At 57.7% G+C, this 20,734-nt stretch carries 20 protein-coding genes and 1 pseudogene; 9 read left to right on the top strand and 12 right to left on the bottom strand.

Annotation, left to right across the window (positions count from 1 at the left end; translation table 11 throughout):
• Nucleotides 1-51: 51 nt before the first annotated feature.
• Together AB8B29_RS24120 and AB8B29_RS24115 are read right to left on the bottom strand one after the other, a co-directional pair.
• Nucleotides 52-1,365 carry an NRAMP family divalent metal transporter gene (locus AB8B29_RS24120; protein WP_439006738.1) on the bottom strand — a complete coding sequence of 438 codons (1,314 nt, stop codon included), beginning with the start codon at nt 1,363-1,365 and terminating at the stop codon, nt 52-54.
• Nucleotides 1,362-2,048, bottom strand: coding sequence for a CBS domain-containing protein (locus AB8B29_RS24115; protein WP_439006916.1), 687 nt, complete (start codon nt 2,046-2,048; stop codon nt 1,362-1,364). Before AB8B29_RS24115 ends, AB8B29_RS24120 begins: the two co-directional genes overlap by 4 nt.
• Before the next feature lie 139 nt (nt 2,049-2,187).
• On the opposite strand from AB8B29_RS24115, the gene AB8B29_RS24110 reads away from it, so the two are divergent.
• Entirely contained in the window at nt 2,188-2,571 is a 384-nt protein-coding gene (locus tag AB8B29_RS24110) for a hypothetical protein (RefSeq protein WP_047640906.1), read from the top strand.
• A gap of 50 nt (nt 2,572-2,621) precedes the next feature.
• Here the strand turns inward: AB8B29_RS24110 and AB8B29_RS24105 are convergent, their stop codons facing one another.
• Complete coding sequence (locus AB8B29_RS24105; protein ID WP_113119559.1) at nt 2,622-4,559, bottom strand: heavy metal translocating P-type ATPase; 1,938 nt, start codon at nt 4,557-4,559, stop codon at nt 2,622-2,624.
• 235 nt (nt 4,560-4,794) lie between these two features.
• On the opposite strand from AB8B29_RS24105, the gene AB8B29_RS24100 reads away from it, so the two are divergent.
• The 4 genes from AB8B29_RS24100 (at nt 4,795) to AB8B29_RS24085 (ending at nt 7,233) form a co-directional block, all read left to right on the top strand.
• On the top strand, nt 4,795-5,442 hold the full coding sequence (locus AB8B29_RS24100) for a BON domain-containing protein (protein WP_047562087.1): 648 nt from the start codon (nt 4,795-4,797) through the stop codon (nt 5,440-5,442).
• Between the two features lie 344 nt (nt 5,443-5,786).
• Nucleotides 5,787-6,215: a universal stress protein gene (locus AB8B29_RS24095; RefSeq protein ID WP_112442893.1), complete on the top strand. Its 429-nt coding sequence runs from the start codon at nt 5,787-5,789 to the stop codon at nt 6,213-6,215.
• Between the two features lie 384 nt (nt 6,216-6,599).
• The gene (locus AB8B29_RS24090; protein WP_037201041.1) at nt 6,600-6,863 is read left to right on the top strand and encodes a DUF982 domain-containing protein; all 264 of its coding nucleotides are present in this window, start codon (nt 6,600-6,602) and stop codon (nt 6,861-6,863) included.
• Between the two features lie 178 nt (nt 6,864-7,041).
• Nucleotides 7,042-7,233: a hypothetical protein gene (locus AB8B29_RS24085; RefSeq protein WP_113119560.1), complete on the top strand. Its 192-nt coding sequence runs from the start codon at nt 7,042-7,044 to the stop codon at nt 7,231-7,233.
• Nucleotides 7,234-7,859: 626 nt separating this feature from the next.
• Here AB8B29_RS24085 and AB8B29_RS24080 read toward each other — a convergent pair.
• Nucleotides 7,860-8,900: an ABC transporter transmembrane domain-containing protein gene (locus AB8B29_RS24080; protein ID WP_312865287.1), complete on the bottom strand. Its 1,041-nt coding sequence runs from the start codon at nt 8,898-8,900 to the stop codon at nt 7,860-7,862.
• Nucleotides 8,897-9,019 carry a hypothetical protein gene (locus tag AB8B29_RS24075; protein ID WP_280518139.1) on the bottom strand — a complete coding sequence of 41 codons (123 nt, stop codon included), beginning with the start codon at nt 9,017-9,019 and terminating at the stop codon, nt 8,897-8,899. The genes AB8B29_RS24080 and AB8B29_RS24075 overlap by 4 nt, the downstream gene beginning before the upstream one ends.
• A 253-nt stretch (nt 9,020-9,272) precedes the next feature.
• On the opposite strand from AB8B29_RS24075, the gene AB8B29_RS24070 reads away from it, so the two are divergent.
• Nucleotides 9,273-10,265, top strand: a complete 993-nt coding sequence (locus AB8B29_RS24070) for a zinc-dependent alcohol dehydrogenase family protein (RefSeq protein ID WP_113109117.1) — start codon at nt 9,273-9,275, stop codon at nt 10,263-10,265.
• 39 nt (nt 10,266-10,304) lie between these two features.
• On the opposite strand, the gene mgtA is transcribed toward AB8B29_RS24070, so the two are convergent.
• From mgtA to AB8B29_RS24035, 7 genes are all read right to left on the bottom strand, one after another.
• Nucleotides 10,305-12,878 carry a magnesium-translocating P-type ATPase gene (gene mgtA / locus AB8B29_RS24065; RefSeq protein WP_113119561.1) on the bottom strand — a complete coding sequence of 858 codons (2,574 nt, stop codon included), beginning with the start codon at nt 12,876-12,878 and terminating at the stop codon, nt 10,305-10,307.
• Between the two features lie 150 nt (nt 12,879-13,028).
• Nucleotides 13,029-14,159, bottom strand: coding sequence for an ABC transporter permease (locus AB8B29_RS24060; RefSeq protein WP_037201046.1), 1,131 nt, complete (start codon nt 14,157-14,159; stop codon nt 13,029-13,031).
• Between the two features lie 2 nt (nt 14,160-14,161).
• Complete coding sequence (locus AB8B29_RS24055; RefSeq protein ID WP_037201050.1) at nt 14,162-15,298, bottom strand: ABC transporter permease; 1,137 nt, start codon at nt 15,296-15,298, stop codon at nt 14,162-14,164.
• A complete protein-coding gene (locus AB8B29_RS24050) occupies nt 15,295-16,260 on the bottom strand; it encodes an ABC transporter ATP-binding protein (protein WP_113119565.1) in 966 nt (321 codons plus the stop codon). The genes AB8B29_RS24055 and AB8B29_RS24050 overlap by 4 nt, the downstream gene beginning before the upstream one ends.
• Entirely contained in the window at nt 16,253-17,200 is a 948-nt protein-coding gene (locus AB8B29_RS24045; RefSeq protein WP_113119566.1) for an ABC transporter ATP-binding protein, read from the bottom strand. The genes AB8B29_RS24050 and AB8B29_RS24045 overlap by 8 nt, the downstream gene beginning before the upstream one ends.
• The gene (locus AB8B29_RS24040; protein ID WP_210166113.1) at nt 17,197-18,378 is read right to left on the bottom strand and encodes an HlyD family secretion protein; all 1,182 of its coding nucleotides are present in this window, start codon (nt 18,376-18,378) and stop codon (nt 17,197-17,199) included. The genes AB8B29_RS24045 and AB8B29_RS24040 overlap by 4 nt, the downstream gene beginning before the upstream one ends.
• A 215-nt stretch (nt 18,379-18,593) precedes the next feature.
• Entirely contained in the window at nt 18,594-19,415 is an 822-nt protein-coding gene (locus tag AB8B29_RS24035) for a universal stress protein (protein ID WP_439006737.1), read from the bottom strand.
• A 27-nt stretch (nt 19,416-19,442) separates the two neighbouring features.
• On the opposite strand from AB8B29_RS24035, the gene AB8B29_RS24030 reads away from it, so the two are divergent.
• The 3 genes and pseudogenes from AB8B29_RS24030 to AB8B29_RS24020 form a co-directional block, all read left to right on the top strand.
• Entirely contained in the window at nt 19,443-19,592 is a 150-nt protein-coding gene (locus AB8B29_RS24030; RefSeq protein ID WP_156151567.1) for a hypothetical protein, read from the top strand.
• A 111-nt stretch (nt 19,593-19,703) separates the two neighbouring features.
• Entirely contained in the window at nt 19,704-20,210 is a 507-nt protein-coding gene (locus AB8B29_RS24025; RefSeq protein ID WP_439006736.1) for an Hsp20/alpha crystallin family protein, read from the top strand.
• A 143-nt stretch (nt 20,211-20,353) separates the two neighbouring features.
• A pseudogene (locus AB8B29_RS24020) lies at nt 20,354-20,638 on the top strand (IS4 family transposase); the annotation flags it as partial.
• Nucleotides 20,639-20,734: the final 96 nt, after the last annotated feature.

The raw sequence follows: 20,734 nt of genomic DNA, 5'->3' as shown, positions 1-20,734 counted from the left end.
GCAGTGCGGCAACTTCAAAATGACCACAGCGGGAGAATCGCGGGGCGGCTGCTATGAGACGAACATCATTATGGCTGCGACCGCCATCAATACGACCGTGGCCCAGCCGATGCATGCCGCCAATATCCCTATCGTGTATGGACCCATGACCTTTGGGTTTGCCGCCAACAACAGAATGACGGCAATCAGGGGAACCGCCAGCAGCCCATTTATGACGGCGCTCCAGAACAGTGCGCTCATCGGATTGATCGGCGAATATTGTATGACCAGAGCCAGCAACACACTTATGGCGATCACACCGTAAAAGCCTCGGGCATCATTAGGAGTGCGCTCCAGTCCGAATTTCCAACCCATGGCCTCTGCAAGTGCATAACCGGCGGAACCTGCGAGAACAGGCACGCCGATGAGGCCGACACCTAAAATTCCGAGCGCGAAGATAAGGGCGGCAAACGGTCCAGCCAGTGGCCGCAGCGCGCTTGCCGCTTGCGCGGCGGTGTCGATCTGCGTGATGCCGGCGACATTCAGCGTCACGGCGGTTGCCAGTATGATGAAGAAAGCCGTGAGGTTGGAGTAGAGCATGCCGCTCCAGGTATCCCAGCCAATCCGTCGGAGCTCTTTGGGGGCTGACGCATTGTCTTTGGACAAAGCCGTCGCATTGGGTTGCGCGTTCATATCCTCCACCTCCTCTGATGCTTGCCAGAAGAAAAGATAGGGGCTGATTGTGGTCCCGAAGACGCCGACGACCACAGCGGCGTAGGCTGGTGTCGGGGTGATGGTCGGCCAGATTGTTCTCAAGGCGACCTGCTGCCAGTCGATATGAACGGTGAAAAGGACGGCCGCATAGGCCAGGAGCGAAACTGTCAGCCACTTCAGGAACGCGACGTAGCGGTGGTATGGGATGAAGACCTGAAGCGCGAGCGTCCCGAAGACGAAGAACATCGTCATCAGATGGCGGTTGAAGCCTGTGACCAACTCCGCGACTTCACCCATGGCCGCAACATCTGCGGCGATATTCAGAATATTGGCGATCAGAAGCGAGAACACCACGGCATAGAGCACGAAGGGCGGGAAGGTTTCCTTTATGTTTGCCGCCAAGCCCCGCCCGGTCACACGCCCGATCCGCGCGCAAGTCGCCTGGACGACGGCCATCATCGGAAACGACACCGGCATGGTCCAAAGCATGTTCAGGCCAAACTGCGCGCCTGCCTGGGAGTAAGTCGCGATGCCGCTCGGGTCATCGTCGGCAACGCCGGTAATGAGACCCGGCCCGACGCTGGCGAGCGGGTGCTCGCGCAGGCGAGCCAGCCGACCCGATATGCGCGAACGCCACGAGGTTTGTTGAACAGTGGTGAGTTCCTGTGTCATCGGCCATCGTCGGGCGTGGCTGAGAAGCCGACAACGTTCGAAGGCGAGAGTATTGTCCGATCAACATATCCGCCGACACCTCGAATGTTCTCCACAAGTATCCGGATCGCCTGACGTTGGATATCGGAATCGAGGTTTCCGCGCACCTCCACCTGTCCGTCTTTAACGGTGACGTCGACCCTGTCGCTCCCGATCCCAAGATCCGTTACCAACCGGGTTCTGATGGCGAGCCTCACGGCATCGTCACCAATGGCGACATTTTGAACAGGCGCGTCAATGATCAGGTTGAGCAGATCGCTCCGACTGACGATACCGACAAGGCGATGCTCATTGATGACCGGAACTCGTTTTATCTTGTGAGATAACATCAGGCCGCCAATCCGCCCGACATCCGTATCCGGCGCGACGCTTATAACGTCGTGGCTCATGGCCTCGCCGACCGACCAGCCGTACATTTGAATATAGGTGCTCAAACCATGCTGATCGTCCTGTTTCAGGGTGCCATTCACAGCCGACGCGCAATTATTGCCAAAGCGTCGCATGAGATCCCCTTCGGTCAGCATGCCACACACCTTGCCATCGTCATCTATTATCGGCAAGCCGCTGATATCATTGGCGCGCATCAGCAATGCCGCATTTCGAACGTTCATTGTCGGCGGTGCCGTGATGACGTTCCGTGTCATGATGTCCTTCGCTTGCATTGCTCTCATCCCTGGTTGCTATGGATATTCCTGTTACAGTTGTGCTTATGGAAGCTGTAGCGCGGCGAAATGAACATCAGGCGTTCCCCGAGCCGCTCGATCTTCCGAGCGATCAGCAGGCATGTTTTCGGGTTTTCTCCAGATCGATCGCTTGTTCTTGTGCGCAAGCCAGCAAACCTTCCGCATATTTCTCGGCGGACTCAGTGTCGGTTCCGCACAATCTGGCATCATGGCATTTTCGATCGATGGCGTGCCGCATCGCTTTCATGAGATCGCCTCTCTCGCCGACGTCATGAAGGCGTATCAGCCGAGTGAGCGCCGTCAGCGCGATGAGTTCGAGGATCATCATGCGGCCTTCTACATCGCCGAGGGAGGGGATGGCTCTAGAAGCTGCACCGCCGAGGCTATCGCGCTTGGCTCTGAGCATTGGCTTGTTCCTTCATGGGTTGTTTGCATGAAACAGTTTGCCAACAATCGTTGCAGCGGCATTGATCGGTATCAATGATGCAAGGAATCTTCCGGCCACCCGAAAGTGTTAGTCAGGCGATTTATCTCTTAGGACAACTGTGTATTGGAGGCTGGTCTTGCCTCGGTATTCCTGCGGTGCCTGGATGAACCATTCTCCAATTCAGACGATAATCCCAAAACGCGCAATGCATTCAAGATGACCGCGACGTCGATGGCTTCCTGCAGCAGAGCCCCATGCAGCGGCGGCAGATATCCAAACGCTGCGGCGATCATGCCGGCGACCGAGAGGCCAAGCCCCACCATGATGCTTTCGCGCGCGATCGTAACGGTCCGGCGTGCGACGACCAGCGCATTTGCCAGAGGATCGAGCCGATCGACGAGCAGGACGACGGATGCCGCCTCCGAAGACGCTGCTGCTCCGCGTGCGCCTAAGGCAACACCCACGTCCGCGGCCGCCAGCGCCGGAGCATCGTTGACGCCATCCCCCACCATCATGACCGGGCCGAAGCTTCTCGCCGCAACGACAGCGTCAACTTTCGAAGCGGGCGTCTGTTCGCCGAGCACCCGTTCAATGCCAAGTATGCTGCCGACATGCGAGGCAACATCCAAACGATCGCCGGAAGCAAGAATGATTTTCTCGATTCCAGCGCTGCGCAATCGCTGCAGAACGCCCACCGCTTCCGCACGCACCGGATCGGCCATGATGATACTTCCTGCAACCATACCGTCGATCGCGACCGTCACAACAACCTCGCCGGCGCGATGATGACCTTCAACGGTGTAGGATGGGCGCTCAGAGCTTCGACTTTTCACGAACCGGTCGCCGCCGACCACAACTCGGCGTCCATCGACCGTTCCTTCAAGCCCGGTTCCACCGATCTCTTCGACGTCGGTCGGCGGCGAGAGTGTCAGATGGCGCGCCTGCGCTTCTGCAATCAGCGCGGCCGCCATGACATGACTCGAGGCTTGATCAACCGAAGCGGCAAGACGCAACAACTCGTCCTTGTCGATCCAGTCGCTACAGCGAATGGCCACGATTTGTGCCTTACCGTGTGTGAGCGTGCCGGTCTTGTCGAGCACGGCAACCCGCACTCGGCTGAGAGCTTCAAGAGCGCCACCGTCTTTTACCAGGCAGCCGATCGAGGCGCAGCGCGAGATGCCCGACATAAGCGCGACCGGGACCGCCAGGATAAGCGGACATGGCGTCGCTATGACCAGTACCGCCAAGGCGCGCCGCGGATCGTCGGACAACAGCCAAGACGACGACGCTATCGTCACCGCCATGAGCAGAAACACCAGGCCATAGCGGTCGGCGAGGCGTGTCATGGGCGCTTTGCTGTTCCGCGCCGTCTCGACGAGGCGCACGACCGCAGCGTAGGTGCTCTCAGACGCGGGGCGCAGTGCCTTGAGGGTAAACACAGGACCTATCGATGCGCTCCCGCTTAGAACCTCTTCGCCGGTCAGATGATCCACCGGCAGCGCCTCGCCCGTCAACGCTGACTCATCGAGGACAGCTCGGGGAGACAGGAGAATGCCATCAACGGGCAGAACTTCGCCTTGGCGAATCATGATGCGATCGCCTGCGCCGATCGCCTCGATCTGGATCAGTTCCAATTGGTCGCCAGAATAACGAAATGCAGTTCGTGCCACTCGTCCGACAAGGGCCGCCATTTCACGAGCTGCGCGGCCGGATGCATATCCTTCCAACATCTGTCCGCCCGCATACATCAGGGCTACGACATTGGCGGCCAGATACTCACCAAACAAGAGCGCGAATGCCATTGACAGAGCGGCCAAGATATCGAGCCCAAAATCGCCGCGGCGCAAGGAACGGAAAGCCTGCAGCAACAATGTAGCCAGGATCGGCAAGGTAGCGAAAGTCCAGATAAGAGAGGCAAGCGCAACACTGTCGATCGATAGAAGGGTCAAGCCTGCGAGAAGCCCAGATGCTGCGATCAGCAACAACAATGCCCCTTCGATCTTCAGCGAGGATGTGAGAATGCTGATCACTCCGACGAATGGCATGTTTTGCTCCGGTGCTGCCTGTAGCCGATATGCGGCTCAACCAATCGGCTCATTGAAGCCGGATTCCTCGGAACAGACATTGATCCGTCGCAATGTGGCCGGCTCCCTCTCTGCCAAGTATCGAACTTCTTTTTTGATCGCCTTTCGCGTGTCACGGCTGGTTGACCTTGATCAATGAAGCGATCCTCGCGCGGCCCTATGCTTCTTCAGTCAATAGAGTTTTAAGGAGGTGGCCATGGACGACATCGCTCTCAGACAGAATATTCTGGATGAACTGGAATTCGAGCCGAGAGTGGATGCGGCCGATATTGGTGTCGTCGCACGCGACGGCATCGTCACTCTCACCGGACATGTTGGCACATATGCGGAAAAGGATGCTGCCGAGAAGGCCGTGAGACGCGTCAAAGGCGTCCGCGCCATAGCCCAGGAAATGGACGTTCGGATCTTGGGTCCAAGGCGCACCGATGACGACGACATTGCCCGTCGCGCTGTCAAAATGGTGGACTGGAATATCTCCATTCCAAAGCAAATGGTGCAGATCCGCGTATGCAAGGGCGTCGTCACGCTTACCGGCAAGGTGGAATGGCAGTACCAAAAGAATGCTGCCGCTGCCGCTGTCAGGGATCTCGCCGGAGTCGTCGGCGTCTCCAATCTCATAGATGTCGTTCCCGGCATCAGCGCCGACGACGTCAAGAGGCGCATTGAAAATGCGCTGGAACGCGACGCGGAATTAGAAGCCCAGGCAATCCGGGTCGATGTTTCCGATGGCAAAGTCACCTTGAAGGGCAACGTCAGGACCTTGTCCGAGCGTCGTGCGGCGGAACGTGCCGCATGGTCGGCTCCCGGCGTCCACACGCTCGATGATCAGCTGTCCATCAGCTGATCCGCCTTCGACATTAAGAGAGGATGCAAAAACATGAGCACGGATTGCACACGAACGGGGGAAGCTCTGCTTGCAGGTGCAGGATATCCCCTCCCGCACCACCAGGACTGCGACTTTCGCCTCGACCGAGCAGACAGCGACGAATGGGAGATTGCGGTCCTGTCGCCTTGCGCCCAAGCGTGGGTTCGCGACGAACTGTGCTATCCTTTGGGCCAATCTCTGGGCGGCAGCTTCAAGGTGGACATACTGAGTGCGGACCGGTTTCTGAAGCAGGCGCGCGCGCGAGGATTTCGAACCGAATTTGTCGGCACGGGCGGTAAGGATCTCTTTTGAGAGGTGGGGGCATGTATAAGACAATCGTCTGTGCCATTGGTCCTGGATCGAAGGAGAGGGCCGAGCATCTCCTGCGTACCGCCCACGCGCTTCTCGATGCCGATGGCACCCTGCATCTCGCTCACTCCGTCGAGCGTTTTCCGTCCCTTGGGACGCAAGGACCGGATGATCGGGCTGTCTCTATCATCAGCGAGGCGGAAGAAAAGCTCTCGCAGCTTTGCAGGAAGCTTCCAATGCCGGCGCCTGTCCATGTTTCCACCGGCCGTGCCGCCGATGCGGTCCTGGCGATTGCCGCCGACGTGAAGGCCGATCTGATTGTCGTGGCCGCTCACGAGCCCGACATTCTCGATCATGTCTTTGGATCGACGGTCGATCACATTGTCCACCATGCAAAATGCTCCGTTCACATCGATCGGATTCCCCCGGCGCCGAGACAATAAATATCCAATCTATTCAGATGCTGGACTGCGTCGTCGCATTGGCCGTTCGATCATACAAGCGTAGGCTTGATGGCGTGTGTTGCGACCATTCACGGCCCTCGATCTCAAGACATATGGTTTGACCTCAGACGAGGTGGCGATACGCCGCCAGACAACAGCAAGTGCGGACGTCGACAGGATCACCGTGCCTCAACAACCTTGTGTTCAGTCAATACGGGCCATCCGTCGCCGATCTGAATGCTATCGCCGGCCTCGCACCTCATTGAGACATGTCAAAGTGTCCGTTCAAGCGCCTTGCTAAGCATGACATGTGCAACCATTCCGTTGGGATTTGCCCGCCCTTGCGTGGTTGCTGATGTTATCGCGCTGTGGAGACCATGCGCTATGAAATGGCATACATCGCATCAGTTTCCCGCGCTGAGGCTTGTCGTGCGCTCCGGTGAGAAATGCAGGGTCGTCAAAACCGTTTGGGATGCGGCGGTAACTTTGATCTCGGACTGGCCAACCGACGATGGCGAGGAATATGTCGTGGCGATCAGGGCATGCCTAGATGCCTTGCATGACGTCATCCCCCCGGAAGCGGTCAGGGAAGCTCTCATCCGCGCCGCTGCAGAAGAGCGGATCCTGTATATTTCGGTCATCGAATGACGAGGCTTTGCGCACACGAGGCTTACTCGCTTCACCCAACGACGCCGAACCTTGGCCTGTTGATGTATATCAAGGCCCCAAGTCCCAAGAGCGCCTATCAATTAGTGACGAATGCTCAGCGGAAATCTCATTGTTTGCTGTGGCTTCAGGACGATAGATTCGTGACAAGGAGAAGAACATGCGTGCAGCTTTGCTGATCGCCGTGATAGCAGGTGCTATGTTCGGTGCTTACACGTACCAATCCAGCGGCTCCGACAAACCAAAAGAACCGAGCCAACAGTCGTCGACCAATACGGGTAACGGTGCTGCCAAGCCTAAGCTCGGCTACCCAGATCCCTATATTCCCCCGACAAAGGGTAATGGCTTTTGACTTCTGACGGCATTCAAGGGATTGGTATAATGTCAATACGTAGCCCGAATATTGTGGTCAAGCGTCGGCGCCCCCCCGCGCCGAGATTGGCCAGGAGCCTATCCGAGACTTCGAACTTCCGTCCACCAGATGGGTCTCCCTCGAATACGCAAAATCTGCGAACTCGTCGGGTGCTCCATCTGTCGGCCGTTCCTTCCAACGATGTGACAGCTCGTTTGCCGTGGCTGAATGCCCGAGCCCAGGCTTCTGACGAAGCCTGACGCCCTATCGATCTTCAGGTCATCCACATCAGGCACTGCAATTTTCACAGCCATCGGCCGAATTTCTAAGACACACAGGCGGGGAATACGGTCCCTATCGATATCGGGGACCTCCTCAGGCACGCTATCGCTGTGCATCATCGATTTTTCTCTCAATATACACGCGAACACGTTCGCTGCGCGGTTGCGGCAGTTGTCTCAGACAGAACTGGTCGGACGCGAGATCCCTGATCAACATCGGCGAGAAGTGCAGTTTGCAGCACGGCTGCTCGACAGATCAATCCAGATACAGGTTTGCCACTTTCCGCAATATCCTGATCCCGGTGTCCGAGATCACCTGCGGAGGCAACGAGCCATTTTCAAGTCTCAGGAGCGAGCCGCTGGAAATGGGGCAGAGCCTGGTAATTCGCCCGCTATAGCGGTGCCAACCTGAGCGGAATTGTATATGAGGCCGTACTTCACCTGCGTCACACGCAGATCGCGATACCAGTTGACGAGATCGCCCCATGGGTCGTTTATTTTTGACAGGCCGGATACGAAGGCGACGACAGTCCCGATTTCGGTCTTCCCGCTGACCACGAAATACCCGCCCATCGCGAAGATTCCTGCGTAACCCATCTGGGTCATCAGGTTCATCATGAAATTCATCGTGAACTTGATTTTGTAGATGCTCATGTTGATGCGGAAGACACCTCCGATACGCGACGCCTGAAGGCCGTTTGTGTCAATTGCTTGCCCCATTTGGACGATATCCTCGCTGACGTTGCGCATGATGCCGATCCTTTTCCCGACACGCCGGTTGATCGCTGCCTGCATGATCGGGACGAAGCCACTTTGCGGAAGAAAGATCGTGACGACGATGATCGTCATGAGTGGCTGCAGATAAACCAGATAGCCGCAAACAGCTGTTAATATGCCGATCTGCAACAAAGGCTCCGAGACACTCGTGCCAACGAAGCCACCGACAGGCTCGGCTTCGGCCAGGATGATCGAGAGCTGGACACCTTCGCTGGCCATCATGGTGCCGTCCGTCAACGATGTTTGTGATGCCTCGAATACTTGGAGACGGAGCCATCGGACGGCCGCTTCTCCGATCCAACTGCTGTAGATATTGAGCCCAAGTTTCACGGCTCCCTCGATCAGAGCCAAAAGGACGTATATCAGCACCAGAATGGCGATCGTTCGATAGGAACCATTCTCCGTTGCTGCATTCACGATCCGTCGCTGTATCTCCAGCGGTATGGTTCCTGCCGTAAAGAGCACGATGGACAGCATTGCGACGGCCAGCTGATGCCATCCCGATACTCGAAAGACGAAACCGTAGAGCGTCCGGGGCAGAACTATTTCTTTCGGGATCTGGCGCGATGTCGCCGCCTTCGAACCTCGAAATTTTTTCAGGATGGTCATTGCGTCGCCGATTTCTCAAGCGCCGCCTGTCGCCCGGTACCGGCGATCGGCTCCACCCACAAAATGCCGATGATCGTGGCGATCATGACGATCAATATGATCAGCAATAGCTTTTGCACCGATGCCCTCCTGGCGTGCCATACAATTTGCCCTGTCTTTGGACGTTTTCACGTTCTTGCTATGCGCGCGTTGATCCGGGTCAAAGCCGAGGCAGCATTTGTGTGGGAGGAGAAGGGTGGTAGATCAAACTGCTCGCCGGAGTGATCCAGTGGCGGAAAAGGTTGCTTGAAACGCAGATGGACGCGCCGTTTCTCGGCTTCTTCTTCCGACATTGAGCTTCGAAACGAGCCCGAATTTGGATGGGCTTCAGCCATGAAAGCGATGGTTCTTCGACAAATCGGGAAACCGCTGGTATTTGTCGAACGTGATGATCCAAGGCCTGGCCCAGGCGAGCTGAGGATCAAGGTTGAGGCCTGCGCTGTCTGTCGTACTGATCTTCATGTTGTAGACGGTGACCTCGACAATCCAACGCTTCCGCTCGTACCGGGTCATGAGATCGTGGGTATTGTCGATGCTGTGGGCTCCGGCATCGCAAGCGCCAAACTTGGTCGCCGCGTCGGCGTTCCCTGGCTTGGCCACACATGCGGAACATGTTCTTTCTGTCAAATGAAGGCTGAGAACCTATGTGATCGGCCGCAATTCACCGGCTATACCCGCGACGGCGGTTTCGCGACGCATGTTGTGGCCGACGCAGCCTTTGCGTTCGATCTCGATGCGGACGCCGATCCGGTATCGCTCGCGCCACTTCTGTGCGCCGGATTGATTGGCTGGCGTTCGCTCAAGAAGGCCGGCAATGGCAAGAGCATCGGTCTCTTCGGCTTCGGCGCCGCCGCGCATATCCTGACCCAGATCTGCATCTGGCAGGGGCGTGACGTCTATGCGTTCACGCGCAGCGGCGACCATGCAGCGCAGCAGTTCGCGCTGGAGCTTGGCGCGGTATGGGCCGGCTCGTCGGAAGAGAACGCTCCAATTCTGCTCGACGCAGCCATCATCTTTGCACCCGCAGGCGATCTGGTGCCGACAGCGCTCAAGGCGGTTCGCAAGGGCGGGGTCGTTGTGTGCGGCGGAATTCACATGAGCGACATACCGTCCATGCCCTACGCTGTTCTATGGGGGGAACGCGAGCTTGTCTCGGTCGCCAATTTAACACGCGCGGACGCAGCTGAGTTTTTTCCGATTGCCCAGAGCGCCGGCGTGCGAACCCACACCACGGCCTATCCACTCGAGAGGGCCAATGAGGCGCTCGCCGATCTGCGCGCCGGGCGTCTTGTCGGTGCAGCTGTATTGGTGCCCAAGGCAAGCTGACCGGGTATAAAAACGGGCTTTACCATACTGCCGACACCATCATCCCCGGCGGAAATAAATCCGTTTCACCAGCTCGAGCGTCGCCGCGTAGATTACCGAGATCGCGATCAGCCCTCCCATCAACGGAATGGGGAGCGGTGTGAAATCGAATATGCTCGCAACCGGCGAAAAATAGGGCAACACGAGGGCGATGAGGGTGATAAGCGCCGTCGACCAAAGGAGTAGGGGACCGGGCCTATCCTTCCATGCCGCCATGGTCGTGCGAACGATCAGCATGGTCACGAGCTGCGTAATGAGTGATTCGACAAACCAGGCCGTTCGGAACTGATTGGTCGTCACGTGCACGACAAACAACAGAAATCCGAACGTCACGAAATCGAACAACGAGCTGACCGGGCCAAAGAAGATCATAAATCGTTGGATGCCACGAATGTCCCATCGCCTCGGACGCTGCACTTGCTGTCGATCGACCCTATCCGTGGCGATTGCCATAGATGGAATGTCGGCAAGCAGGTTGTTGAGCAAGATCTGTTTGGCGAGCAGCGGCAGGAACGGGAGGAACAGAGAGGCGATCGCCATGCTGATCATGTTGCCGAAGTTCGCGCTCGTCGCGATCGATATGTATTTCATGGTGTTGGCGAAGGTTCGCCGACCGTCGTCCACGCCGCGAATCAGCACGTTGAGGTCCTGTTGCAACAGCACGAGATCAGCAGCCTCCCGGGCGACATCGACTGCGCCGTCGACAGAAATGCCGACGTCGGCGTCATGGAGGGCTGGAGCGTCGTTGATACCGTCACCCATATAACCGACCACATGACCGGAACGCCGCAGCGCTTTGATAATGCGCTCTTTCTGGTTGGGATCAATCTCGACAAACAGATCTGTTTTTGGCGCACGGGCGAACAATGCGTCGCTGCTCATCGATGCCAGCTCTCCGCCGGTCAAAACATGTTTCGTTCTCAGCCCGATCGTGTCGGCCAGGTGTTTGACGATGTAGCGATTGTCGCCGGATATGATCTTGATGCCGATGCCGCGATGTTTCAGTCCTGCCAGCGCATCCTTGATGCCTGCCTTCGGCGGATCAAGAAACAGGAGAAAGCCCTCGAGGCAGAGCTCGCGCTCGTCGCCAACGTCATAAGATCCCTTGTCTTGAGCGAAGCGCCGAGTGGCGATTGCGATCACGCGAATGCCATCCTCGCCCCATTTGCGATAAAGCGCGTCGACGGCCGCACGTGACCGGTCATCGAGAGGCCCGACAGCGTCGCCTGTCCTGACGGAGGTACAGACGGAAAGGATATTGGCGACGGCGCCTTTGCAGACCATCATCGTATCCTGGCCGGCGCTATTGACGATGACCGATAACCGTTTGCGCATGAAATCGTATGGAATCTCGTCTTTCTTCACGAAGGCTTTCAGATCTGCGCCAATCTCGCCGGATGCCAGTATAGCATCGTCGAGCGGGTTTTTGAGGCCGGCCTGCAGCGATGCGTTCAAAACGGCGAGTAAGTGGACCTGCTGCGAGCGCTTGCCGCCCGGATCGACGAAATCGTCGAGTTTTATGATGCCTTCCGTCAGCGTGCCGGTCTTGTCGGTGCACAGAAGGTTCATGCTCCCAAGATTTTCAATAGCGTCGAGCCGACGAATGATGACGCCGCCGGCAGCCATGGCGCGCGCGCCGCGGGCGAGCGTCATGCTGATAATCGCCGGCAGAAGCTCGGGAGTCAGCCCGACGGCCAACGCCAGAGAAAATAGCAGTGAGTCGATCAGCGGCCGGTGCAGGAGCAGGTTGGCAACAAAGACGGTAATGACGATCACCAACATGATGCGCGTCATCAAATAGCCGAAGCGACGTATACCTCGTGAAAAATCCGTTTCGGGTATCTGTTTCGCGATTGCGCCGGCGATGGTCGCGTACTCGGTGCGTCCACCTGTTTCGACAGCGATGACAGTTGCCGTGCCGCTGCGAACCGACGTGCCGGTGAAAACGCAATTGGACCTGGCGGCGATCGGAGCGTCGGGTGGACAGACACCGGCAAGCTTGCCGACCGGGAAGGTCTCACCCGTCAGGGTGGCCTCGCTGACGTTCAAGTCACGTGACGAAAGGATCACACCATCGGCCGGCACAAGACTGCCAGCTGCAAGCTTGATGATGTCACCGGGGACGATGGTGTTTGCCGGCACGAGGGATTCTATTCCGCCCCTTACAACTGTTGCGGACAACGAAATGCTTTTCTTCAGCGCCTCCAACGCCTTCGTCGCTCCGTACTCTTGAGAAAAGCCGAGCAGACAGCTCGCAAGGACGATGAGGCTTATGATGATGGCATCATGCATCTCCCCGACCAGCGAAGATACCGTCGCGGCAAAGATGAGAATGAGAACGAGGGGATTCAGAAATTGCCGTGCCAGAATATGAAGCGCATTCGTGTGCGTCATAGCGACGACGGTGTTCGGGCCGTAGCTCCTTAACCGGTACGCTGCCTCCTCGGGGGAAAGACCTCTTGTCTGTGAGCCGAGATCGTGCAGCAGAAGGTCTTCGGCCTTCGACCAATAGGGCGAGGTCGACGTCGTTGCATCTTGGCTTGCGGAAGCCCGATCTTTAAGCGGAGCGTTCATGTCAATTGACCCCTTGAGTGTAACTGACGTTAGCCGGTCCATCCCCAGCGCTTCATTGACGCTCATCAAAACTCGCGGTTCATAGCGTTCGACGTCTTCCCGTTCAGAGACGTCGCGCGGGAGAAAACGCCGAATAGGTCGAAGCGGGCGTCAATCGAGCGACTTGCGAAACCGCATCACACTCAGTGTCAGCATTCCAGTTCCGAGGATTGCCATCGCGGCGAAATCGGGCCAGAGAACATCGATACCGGCTCCTTTGAGGAACACGGCGCGGATGACGACCAGGAAATAGCGCAGCGGATTGATGATGGTCAGCCATTGCAGGACTTTCGGCATGGCTGAGATCGGAAATGCAAATCCTGAGAGAATGAACAATGGATTGAGCAGGAAGAAATTCAACGCGAAGGCCTGCTGTTGCGTCCGCGAAAAAGCCGACAACAGAAGGCCGAGGCCGAGTGCGGCCAAGAGGAAGAGACAGGCGCCCAGAAGCATGATCCAGGGACTTCCGACAAATGGCACGCGAAACCAGAGCACCCCGATCGTCGCCACGAGAGCGATATCGCCGAGGCCGATCAGGAAAAACGGCAAGGTTTTGCCCAGGATGAATTCGAAGGGGCGAATGGGGCTGACCATGACCTGTTCGAGTGTTCCCACTTCCCGTTCACGCACGATCGCAAACGCCGTGAGGCTCATCACCTGCATCAATGTCAACGTGCCGATAACGCCGGGAATGAAGAACCAGCGATCGTCCAGGCTCTCGTTGAACCAGGGGCGCTCTTGCAGCGACACGGTGACCGTGCGAGGTGCCACTTGGGTGTCCGGGCGCCTGTCGGCTGTGGAATTTTCTGCTTCGAACTGGGCAACGATCTGACTGACATAGCCGGCTGCGATCAGTGCCGTGTTGGAATTGGTGCCGTCCACCACGACTTCGAGGGCTGCGGAGCGTCCATTGTTCAGGTCCTGCTCGAATCCGGGATGGATCAAAACCGCGACGGTTGCTTGATCCGTGTCGATATCATGGGTGATCCTGCGTTCATCGTCCGTGCGGTCGACGATGTCAAAACGCCCCGCAGCTGCGAAATGGGAGATGAGATTGCGGCTCGCCTGGCTTCGATCCAGATCGAGTACGGCGGTCGCCACATGATTGACGGTAAACGTTGCGGCATATCCATAGATGACCACCTGGAGGACCAGCGGGACGACCAGCCGGAAGATTGCCCACCGATCGCGCTTGAGTTCGATGAACTCCTTCATCAGCATGACGTATAGGCGCTCGAACATGGCTAATCCAACCGTTTGCGAAAGGCGATGGCGGCCAGATAGGCAATCACGGTTGCAAAGATCACCAGCCCGAGAAGCGGGCCTGCCAGATCCGCTAGGGAGCTGCCCTTCAGAAATATGGAACGAAGGATGCTGACATAGTACCGGGCATAAACGAGGAACGTCACGGCGCGGACGGGTGCGGGCATCTGGTCGATCGGGAAAGTGTAACCGGATAACATGGTGGTCGGCAGCATCGTAAGGATTAATGCAATCTGGCTGGCGCCGAGCTGGCTGCGAATGCGAACCGACAACAGGTATCCGATCCCCAGCACCACGACGGCAAACAGCGCGGTCGTCATCACCAAGGTCGTGACGCTGCCCCTGAACGGTACCTGAAACCAGAAAATCGTAACCAGAAGACAGAAGGCGGCGTCGATCAGTGCAATCACAAAATAGGGAACCAATTTCCCGAGCATGACTTCGAATGCAGTGACAGGGGTGGAGATAAGCTGTTCCATCGTACCCCTTTCCCACTCGCGCGAAATGGTGAGCGAGGTCAGCTGAGCGCCGACGGCGGCAAGGATGACAGCAACCACGCCGGGAATGATAAAATTACGACTTTCCAGGCCGGCATTGAACCAGACACGCAGTTGCAGATCGATCTGGCCGATGGCGTCAGGCTGTAGGCCGTGCGCTTGCGCCCATCGGTTTTTGAAATCGGTCAAGGCCTCGGCAATCACCCCTTTTGCATAACCCGTCGCTATATTCGTGGTATTAGCATCGGTGCCGTCGAATATCGTCTGGATGTTGGCCTTGCCGGCGGAACTCATGCTCTTCGTGAAGGTTACGGGAATGACCAGCGCGCCGATGCAGGTGCCGCGGTCGATGGCCTGTCGAATCGCGCGGTCGCTGTCGAGCGCGTGGACCGCTTCAAACCATCCCGATGCTACGAAACGGCTGGTGAGATCACGGCTGGTCTGACTGTTTTCCTGATCGTAGACGCAAAGGGAGACGTTTTTGATGTCCAGGCTGACGCCGTAGCCGAGCAGCGCCATCTGCAACAGCGGCATCAACAACGCTATCGCAAGACTGCGTGGATCACGGCAGACTTGCAGTGTCTCCTTGTAGGCAATGGCGAACAATCGACGTCCATTCATGGATGAGCGCCTTCGACGTGGCCGCGGGAGACAAGCTGGACGAAAACGTCCTCCAGACTTGCCGAGATGCGATTGGGGGAGCCGGCGATGATGCCGCCTTGGCTAAGCAATAAGGGAAGACCTATCGCCATGGCGCTATCGCGGAGCAAAACATGCAATTTGTCTCCAAAAATTGCTGCATCGATCACGCCTGGGGCCTGCCGCAGCTTTGCAAGGCCGGCTCCCAACATGTTGCAGGAGATCTCGAACAATTCGCCACCGAGTTCGCGCCCTCGCAGTTCGCCCGGGCTTCCGAGAGCAACCAGTTTGCCCGCATTGATCAGCGCAATTCGGTTGCAATACTCGGCCTCGTCCATGTAGTGCGTCGACACGAGGATGGTTACGCCGCTACCGGCCAGATTGTGGATCATGTCCCAAAAATGACGCCGTGCTTCAGGCTCGACGCCCGAGGTGGGCTCGTCGAGAAACAGGACTGGCGGACGGTGCAGAATAGCGCAGCCGAGCGCCAGCCGCTGCTTCCAGCCACCAGCCAACGTTGCGACGAGAGCGTCTTCACGGCCTTCTAGGCCGGCGGTGGCTATCGCCTGCGCCATTCGCGAGGCCATTTCCCGGCGGGGAACGTGATACATCCCACCGAAGAATCGCAGGTTTTCCCTGACCGTAAGATCGGAATAAAGAGAGAATTTCTGCGACATGTAACCTATATGCGCGCGAACATCTTCAGGACGGCGTGCAACGTCATAACCCGCGACGAATGCCGATCCGGCGCTCGGCCGTAGCAGGCCGCAAAGCATGCGCAGCGTCGTCGATTTGCCCGCGCCGTTCGGACCGATGAATCCGACGATTTCACCCTTGGTGATGGTAAGATCAAGGTCGTCGACGGCCACAAATGTGCCGAACCGTTTGGTAAGTCCCTGCATCTGGACGGTTGGTGCCGATGGTGTCGGATCAATGTTATCCATCCCGCCGCTCCTTGCCCAGAAGTGCGACGAAGACATCCTCGATCGCCGGCTCGACCGGCGTGATCGCCATCACGGGGATAGCGCGCCCGGCGAGCCGCTCACGCAGTTCGGGTTCTCGCATGTCGGCGTCGTCTACCCGGACATTGACCCTGTCTCCCATCAGAAGCAGGCCAAGAACGCCAGGAGCGCCCACCAAGGCATCGCGTGCAGCGCGAGGATTGTCGGCAGAGATGGCAAGAAGGGCACCCGGCATCGCTTGTTTCAATTTCGCCGGCGTGTCGCAATGATGTATTTCGCCGCCGCTGACGAGCGCCAGGCGCGAACAGCGCTCGGCCTCATCCATGTATGCCGTTGAAAGGATGATGGTGACGCCTTCTTCGCGCAGGCCATAAAGGATCGCCCAAAAGTCCCGGCGTGAGACAGGATCGACTCCAGTTGTGGGCTCGTCGAGGAGCAGGACTTTCGGGGTGTGTATGAGTGCGCATATGAGCCCCAGTTTCTGTTTCATGCCGCCGGAGAGCTGACCGGCAAGACGGTGTTCGAAGCCACGAAGCCCGGCTGCATCCACAAGTGCCCCGGTACGTTCTCGGCGGATCGCCCGCGGAACGGAAAACAGCTCCCCATAGAAGAAGATGTTTTCGGCAACGGTCAGATCCTCATAAAGCCCGAAGCGCTGCGGCATATAGCTGATCTGCGATTTGGCCAGCTCCGGCATTGCAACGACGTCGATACCCTCGATGGTGACGGTGCCTGCATTCGGTCGCAGCACACCGGCGAGCACGCGCATGATGGTGGTCTTGCCGGCACCGTCCGGCCCAACTAGCCCGAATATCTCGCCACGCGCGATGTCGAGGTTGACGTTACTCACGGCCGACAGCGAACCGAAACGGCGAATGAGGCCCTGCACGTGGACAGCGATGTCGGTTGCCGCGCCGATCATTGGCCTGACGCCAGGAGAGAAATGGTCGCATCGGCCGGCATGCCTGGCAGCAATTCATGTGTCGGGTTGTCGATCTCGATGCGGATCCGGTAGACAAGCGTGATGCGTTCGGCGTGGGTCTCGACGGTTTTCGGCGTGAACTCAGCCTGCGGGGAGATGAAGCTAATTCGGCCCTTATAGATTTTACCAGGATAGGTATCGGTGACGACGTCCACCGCTTCACCCAGCCGCACCTTGCCAATATCGGGGCCGTTCACATAAGCGCGAAGCCAGATGTGATCGAGGTCATCAAGTGTGAGGATGGCGACGCCCGGAGCGGCAAGTTGACCGAGTTCGGCTTCGCGAACGGCGACAACCCCGGTGAAAGGGGCGCGAAGCGTGGCGTAGGCTAGAGTCATTTCGTCCAGCTTGATCCTCGCTTCAGCTGTCGCGACGCTTTCCGTAGCGAGCCGGACGTTGGCTTCTGCCACCCCGACCAGGGCTTGATCGTGCGCAAGAAGCGCTGAAGATTGCTGTTGCGCGGTCAATGCGAGATCTCGTGTCTGCTGCGAGACAACGTCACTCTTTGCCAGAGTTTCCGCGCGAGCGAAGTCGCGCTGTTTCTCGGCAAGATCGAATGTGTCGCTCACAACGCTATGCTGGGCAGCCGAGAGATTACTTTGGTTGACGCTGACCTGGGCAATTGCGACGTTGAGATTGGTGTGGTCTATTGCCAGCTGCTGTCGATAAAGACGGTCGTCGATCCGTGCGAGCACCGTGCCGGCCTCGACACGCGCCCCTTCGTCGAAAGGAAGCTCAATGATCGGAGCCTGTACTTGGGTAAAACTCAGGACGCTCTGATGTGCTTCGATATTGCCGGAGATCGTGATGTGGTCAACTGCGAGGGAGGGGCCGAATAGGGCATTTTGGAGCGGCTGCCGATACCAGAAGCCTAAACCGGCCATTGCAACGATGATCGCGACACCCGCAGCCAAGCGACGGTTTCGACGCATTCGCTCTCCAGCCCTATGATCTGCAGCTCGTCCAGTGATTGGATCATGCGGTGATCCATCGGGGGCGGGTGCGATCTTCATCGTCGCGATATCCCTCTGTCGATCGATCCCCTCCGCTTTGTTGACGGCGGGTTCAATCGATTTCTCCGCGGAGTTTTTGGTGGTTTCGTCAGTTTCAGTTGGCATCAGCGTTCACCTCTAATGCCTTGCTAACCATTGCACGGCGCGCGCGCCTTGACCTTTGTCAACAGGCGATCGTCTGAACGCGTTGGCTGCGGGAATGGGTTGAGTGCCAAGCGTCAAGTTGGCTGCGACGGAGCAATTCCCTGCCCACCTACCGGCAATCCGCGCGCCAGGCCGGCATGGAGGAATAAACGCCTTACCGACCTTCCATTGCTTGATCAGTGAGCGACAAGAACCGGCATTTCGAGATCGGCCAGCAATGATCGGGTGACGCCGCCAAGGACCAATTCACGCATTTTGGAATGCCCGTAGGCACCGGCGACAAGCAGATCCGCGTGAAGGGCTCTGGCGGCCGATTGGATAGCAACGGCTACCTCTTCGCCATTTGCACGAGCAACGACAACTTCGACATCCAGGCCGCTGTTGCGAAGGACATTCGCGTATCGGTCCCGAGCCTTCTCGTTCATTGGAGCCTCGTTGGTGATCGAGATCAAGATGATCTTCGAAGCACTTTCCAGGAATAATCTGGCACCGGTCAACGCAGTTGACAGCGGCGCGCTCCCATCCCAGGCGATTGCTACGGTATCGATCCGGCTACAAACATGGTTTACAGGGAACAGGACGAGAGGTCGGCCGCTTTCGAACAGAAGGTTCTCAAGCAAAGGCATCATGGTCTCGGACGCTTCGACGATTGAGAGATCATAAGCGCGCGAGATTTCCACCAGAGTATCCGGGATCAGCGGCTCCGACGCTTCGAATGTCTGAATGACGGCCCTTATGTCTGCTTTGTTGGCGTAGTCGCACACTGCTTCGCTCAATGCGACACCGCTGTCGCGGCTGAAGCGCTTTGCCTGCGAACTCAATCGTTCAACGTCGTCCACCCATGGGGATGATTGTCCGACGAGCGGCGTCTTGATCTGCAGAACGCTCGCGGTGAGATCTGCTTTTTGATGTCGCGCCAAGTCGACTGCGTTTTGAACCACGGAAAGCGAACTGGCACTGGGATAGGTGATCAATGGCAGATGCAATTGCGGTTTCATGTCAGTGTCCTCCAACAGGCTGACATAATGATCGCGTCGCTGCCCCACCGCCGCTTTGATGAAGATCAAGGTTGTCCCGCCCCGAAGGGGGCGCCGATCGATTTCATGATCGGCAAGATGACGATCGCGATCGCCTCGGGACGCGCGACAGCGCGCCATTTTGATGCTGATCAATGAACAACGTCGCAACACCGTCTTTGATGATATCGCGTCCTGCAAAGACGATTTGGAAAAGGGCCGGGGCAAGGTCGTCCTCCAATGGTACTCGCAACGAAGAGGAGAAATGATATGGCCGATATGGCAAGGAAGCTCCCCGTGAGCACGGAGAAGAAGGCGGCACCCGCTATGGAGCGCTGGGCGCCATTCGAGAGCCTGCGATCGGAAATTGATCGCGTCTTCAATGACTTAACCCCTGGCTTTTTCGATCGCACACTCGCACGTTTCCCGAATGCTTTCGCACGTCGCATGCCGGCCATCGACTTCGTCGAGTCCGATAAGGCCTATGAGCTCACGGCAGAGCTTCCAGGTATCGATGCGAAGGACGTGGAACTGACGCTCGCGGACGGCATCCTGACGGTCAAAGGCGAAAAGCATGAAAGCAAGGAGGAAAAGGAGAAGGAATACTACCTCTCCGAACGGCGCTATGGATCGTTCCAGCGCAGCCTCCAGCTTCCCGACGGCGTCGATGCCGAGAAGATCGATGCCTCCTTCGCAAATGGTGTTTTGAAGGTCGTTCTGCCGAAGACAGCCAATGCGCAGAAGAATGACCGGAAAATTGCGATCAAGGCAGGCTAACCCATCTGGCCTCAATCCGGTGTCCGTCGCGGCTCAGCTGTGGGTTATCAAGGGGGCCGGCGGCACAGGAAGGGAGGGGCTCGCCCCATATGCGCTAACTTAAGGGCTGGACGGGGCGAATCTGTCTGTGATTCATAAGGTGGATGCGAACGACTGATTCCATCGACCCCGATTGGTCCAGACTGCTATCGAAGCTGGAGCACGTCATCGATCTCGGCACGACAGCGCGTACATCCAAGGCGCTTGTGCGACGACGCGGGGTTGGTGACGCCGCGACCTTGCTGCGGCTGGCATTGGCTTATGGGCCTGGCGGCATGAGCTTACGCTCTGCGGCCGCTTGGGCGGGCCCGAATGATGTGGCCGCGATTTCCGATGTTGCTCTTTTGAAGCGATTGCGCGGCTCGGCGGACTGGCTGGGGGACATCGCCGGCGCATTGCGAGTCAACGTTAGCGAGGCGGCGTATAAGTTGGCGCATATGGCGCGCAAGGGGAGCCCTTCGAAGGCGGTCGGGTTCCTCGTAAAA

The organism is Rhizobium sp. 11_C7_N12_5 (assembly GCF_051811145.1).
Lineage (GTDB): Bacteria > Pseudomonadota > Alphaproteobacteria > Rhizobiales > Rhizobiaceae > Rhizobium > Rhizobium lusitanum.
Note: the sequence above shows the minus strand (reverse complement) of the source record. Positions and strands in the feature narration are given on the sequence as shown.

Coding starts and splice junctions, on each gene's coding strand:
- AB8B29_RS24120 (WP_439006738.1), bottom strand. CDS start 1,365: ATGACACAGGAACTCACCACTGTTCAACAAACCTCGTGGCGTTCGCGC.
- AB8B29_RS24115 (WP_439006916.1), bottom strand. CDS start 2,048: ATGACACGGAACGTCATCACGGCACCGCCGACAATGAACGTTCGAAAT.
- AB8B29_RS24110 (WP_047640906.1), top strand. CDS start 2,188: ATGTTTTCGGGTTTTCTCCAGATCGATCGCTTGTTCTTGTGCGCAAGC.
- AB8B29_RS24105 (WP_113119559.1), bottom strand. CDS start 4,559: ATGCCATTCGTCGGAGTGATCAGCATTCTCACATCCTCGCTGAAGATC.
- AB8B29_RS24100 (WP_047562087.1), top strand. CDS start 4,795: ATGGACGACATCGCTCTCAGACAGAATATTCTGGATGAACTGGAATTC.
- AB8B29_RS24095 (WP_112442893.1), top strand. CDS start 5,787: ATGTATAAGACAATCGTCTGTGCCATTGGTCCTGGATCGAAGGAGAGG.
- AB8B29_RS24090 (WP_037201041.1), top strand. CDS start 6,600: ATGAAATGGCATACATCGCATCAGTTTCCCGCGCTGAGGCTTGTCGTG.
- AB8B29_RS24085 (WP_113119560.1), top strand. CDS start 7,042: ATGCGTGCAGCTTTGCTGATCGCCGTGATAGCAGGTGCTATGTTCGGT.
- AB8B29_RS24080 (WP_312865287.1), bottom strand. CDS start 8,900: ATGACCATCCTGAAAAAATTTCGAGGTTCGAAGGCGGCGACATCGCGC.
- AB8B29_RS24070 (WP_113109117.1), top strand. CDS start 9,273: ATGAAAGCGATGGTTCTTCGACAAATCGGGAAACCGCTGGTATTTGTC.
- mgtA (WP_113119561.1), bottom strand. CDS start 12,878: ATGAACGCTCCGCTTAAAGATCGGGCTTCCGCAAGCCAAGATGCAACG.
- AB8B29_RS24060 (WP_037201046.1), bottom strand. CDS start 14,159: ATGTTCGAGCGCCTATACGTCATGCTGATGAAGGAGTTCATCGAACTC.
- AB8B29_RS24055 (WP_037201050.1), bottom strand. CDS start 15,298: ATGAATGGACGTCGATTGTTCGCCATTGCCTACAAGGAGACACTGCAA.
- AB8B29_RS24050 (WP_113119565.1), bottom strand. CDS start 16,260: ATGGATAACATTGATCCGACACCATCGGCACCAACCGTCCAGATGCAG.
- AB8B29_RS24045 (WP_113119566.1), bottom strand. CDS start 17,200: ATGATCGGCGCGGCAACCGACATCGCTGTCCACGTGCAGGGCCTCATT.
- AB8B29_RS24040 (WP_210166113.1), bottom strand. CDS start 18,378: ATGCCAACTGAAACTGACGAAACCACCAAAAACTCCGCGGAGAAATCG.
- AB8B29_RS24035 (WP_439006737.1), bottom strand. CDS start 19,415: ATGAAACCGCAATTGCATCTGCCATTGATCACCTATCCCAGTGCCAGT.
- AB8B29_RS24030 (WP_156151567.1), top strand. CDS start 19,443: ATGATCGCGTCGCTGCCCCACCGCCGCTTTGATGAAGATCAAGGTTGT.
- AB8B29_RS24025 (WP_439006736.1), top strand. CDS start 19,704: ATGGCCGATATGGCAAGGAAGCTCCCCGTGAGCACGGAGAAGAAGGCG.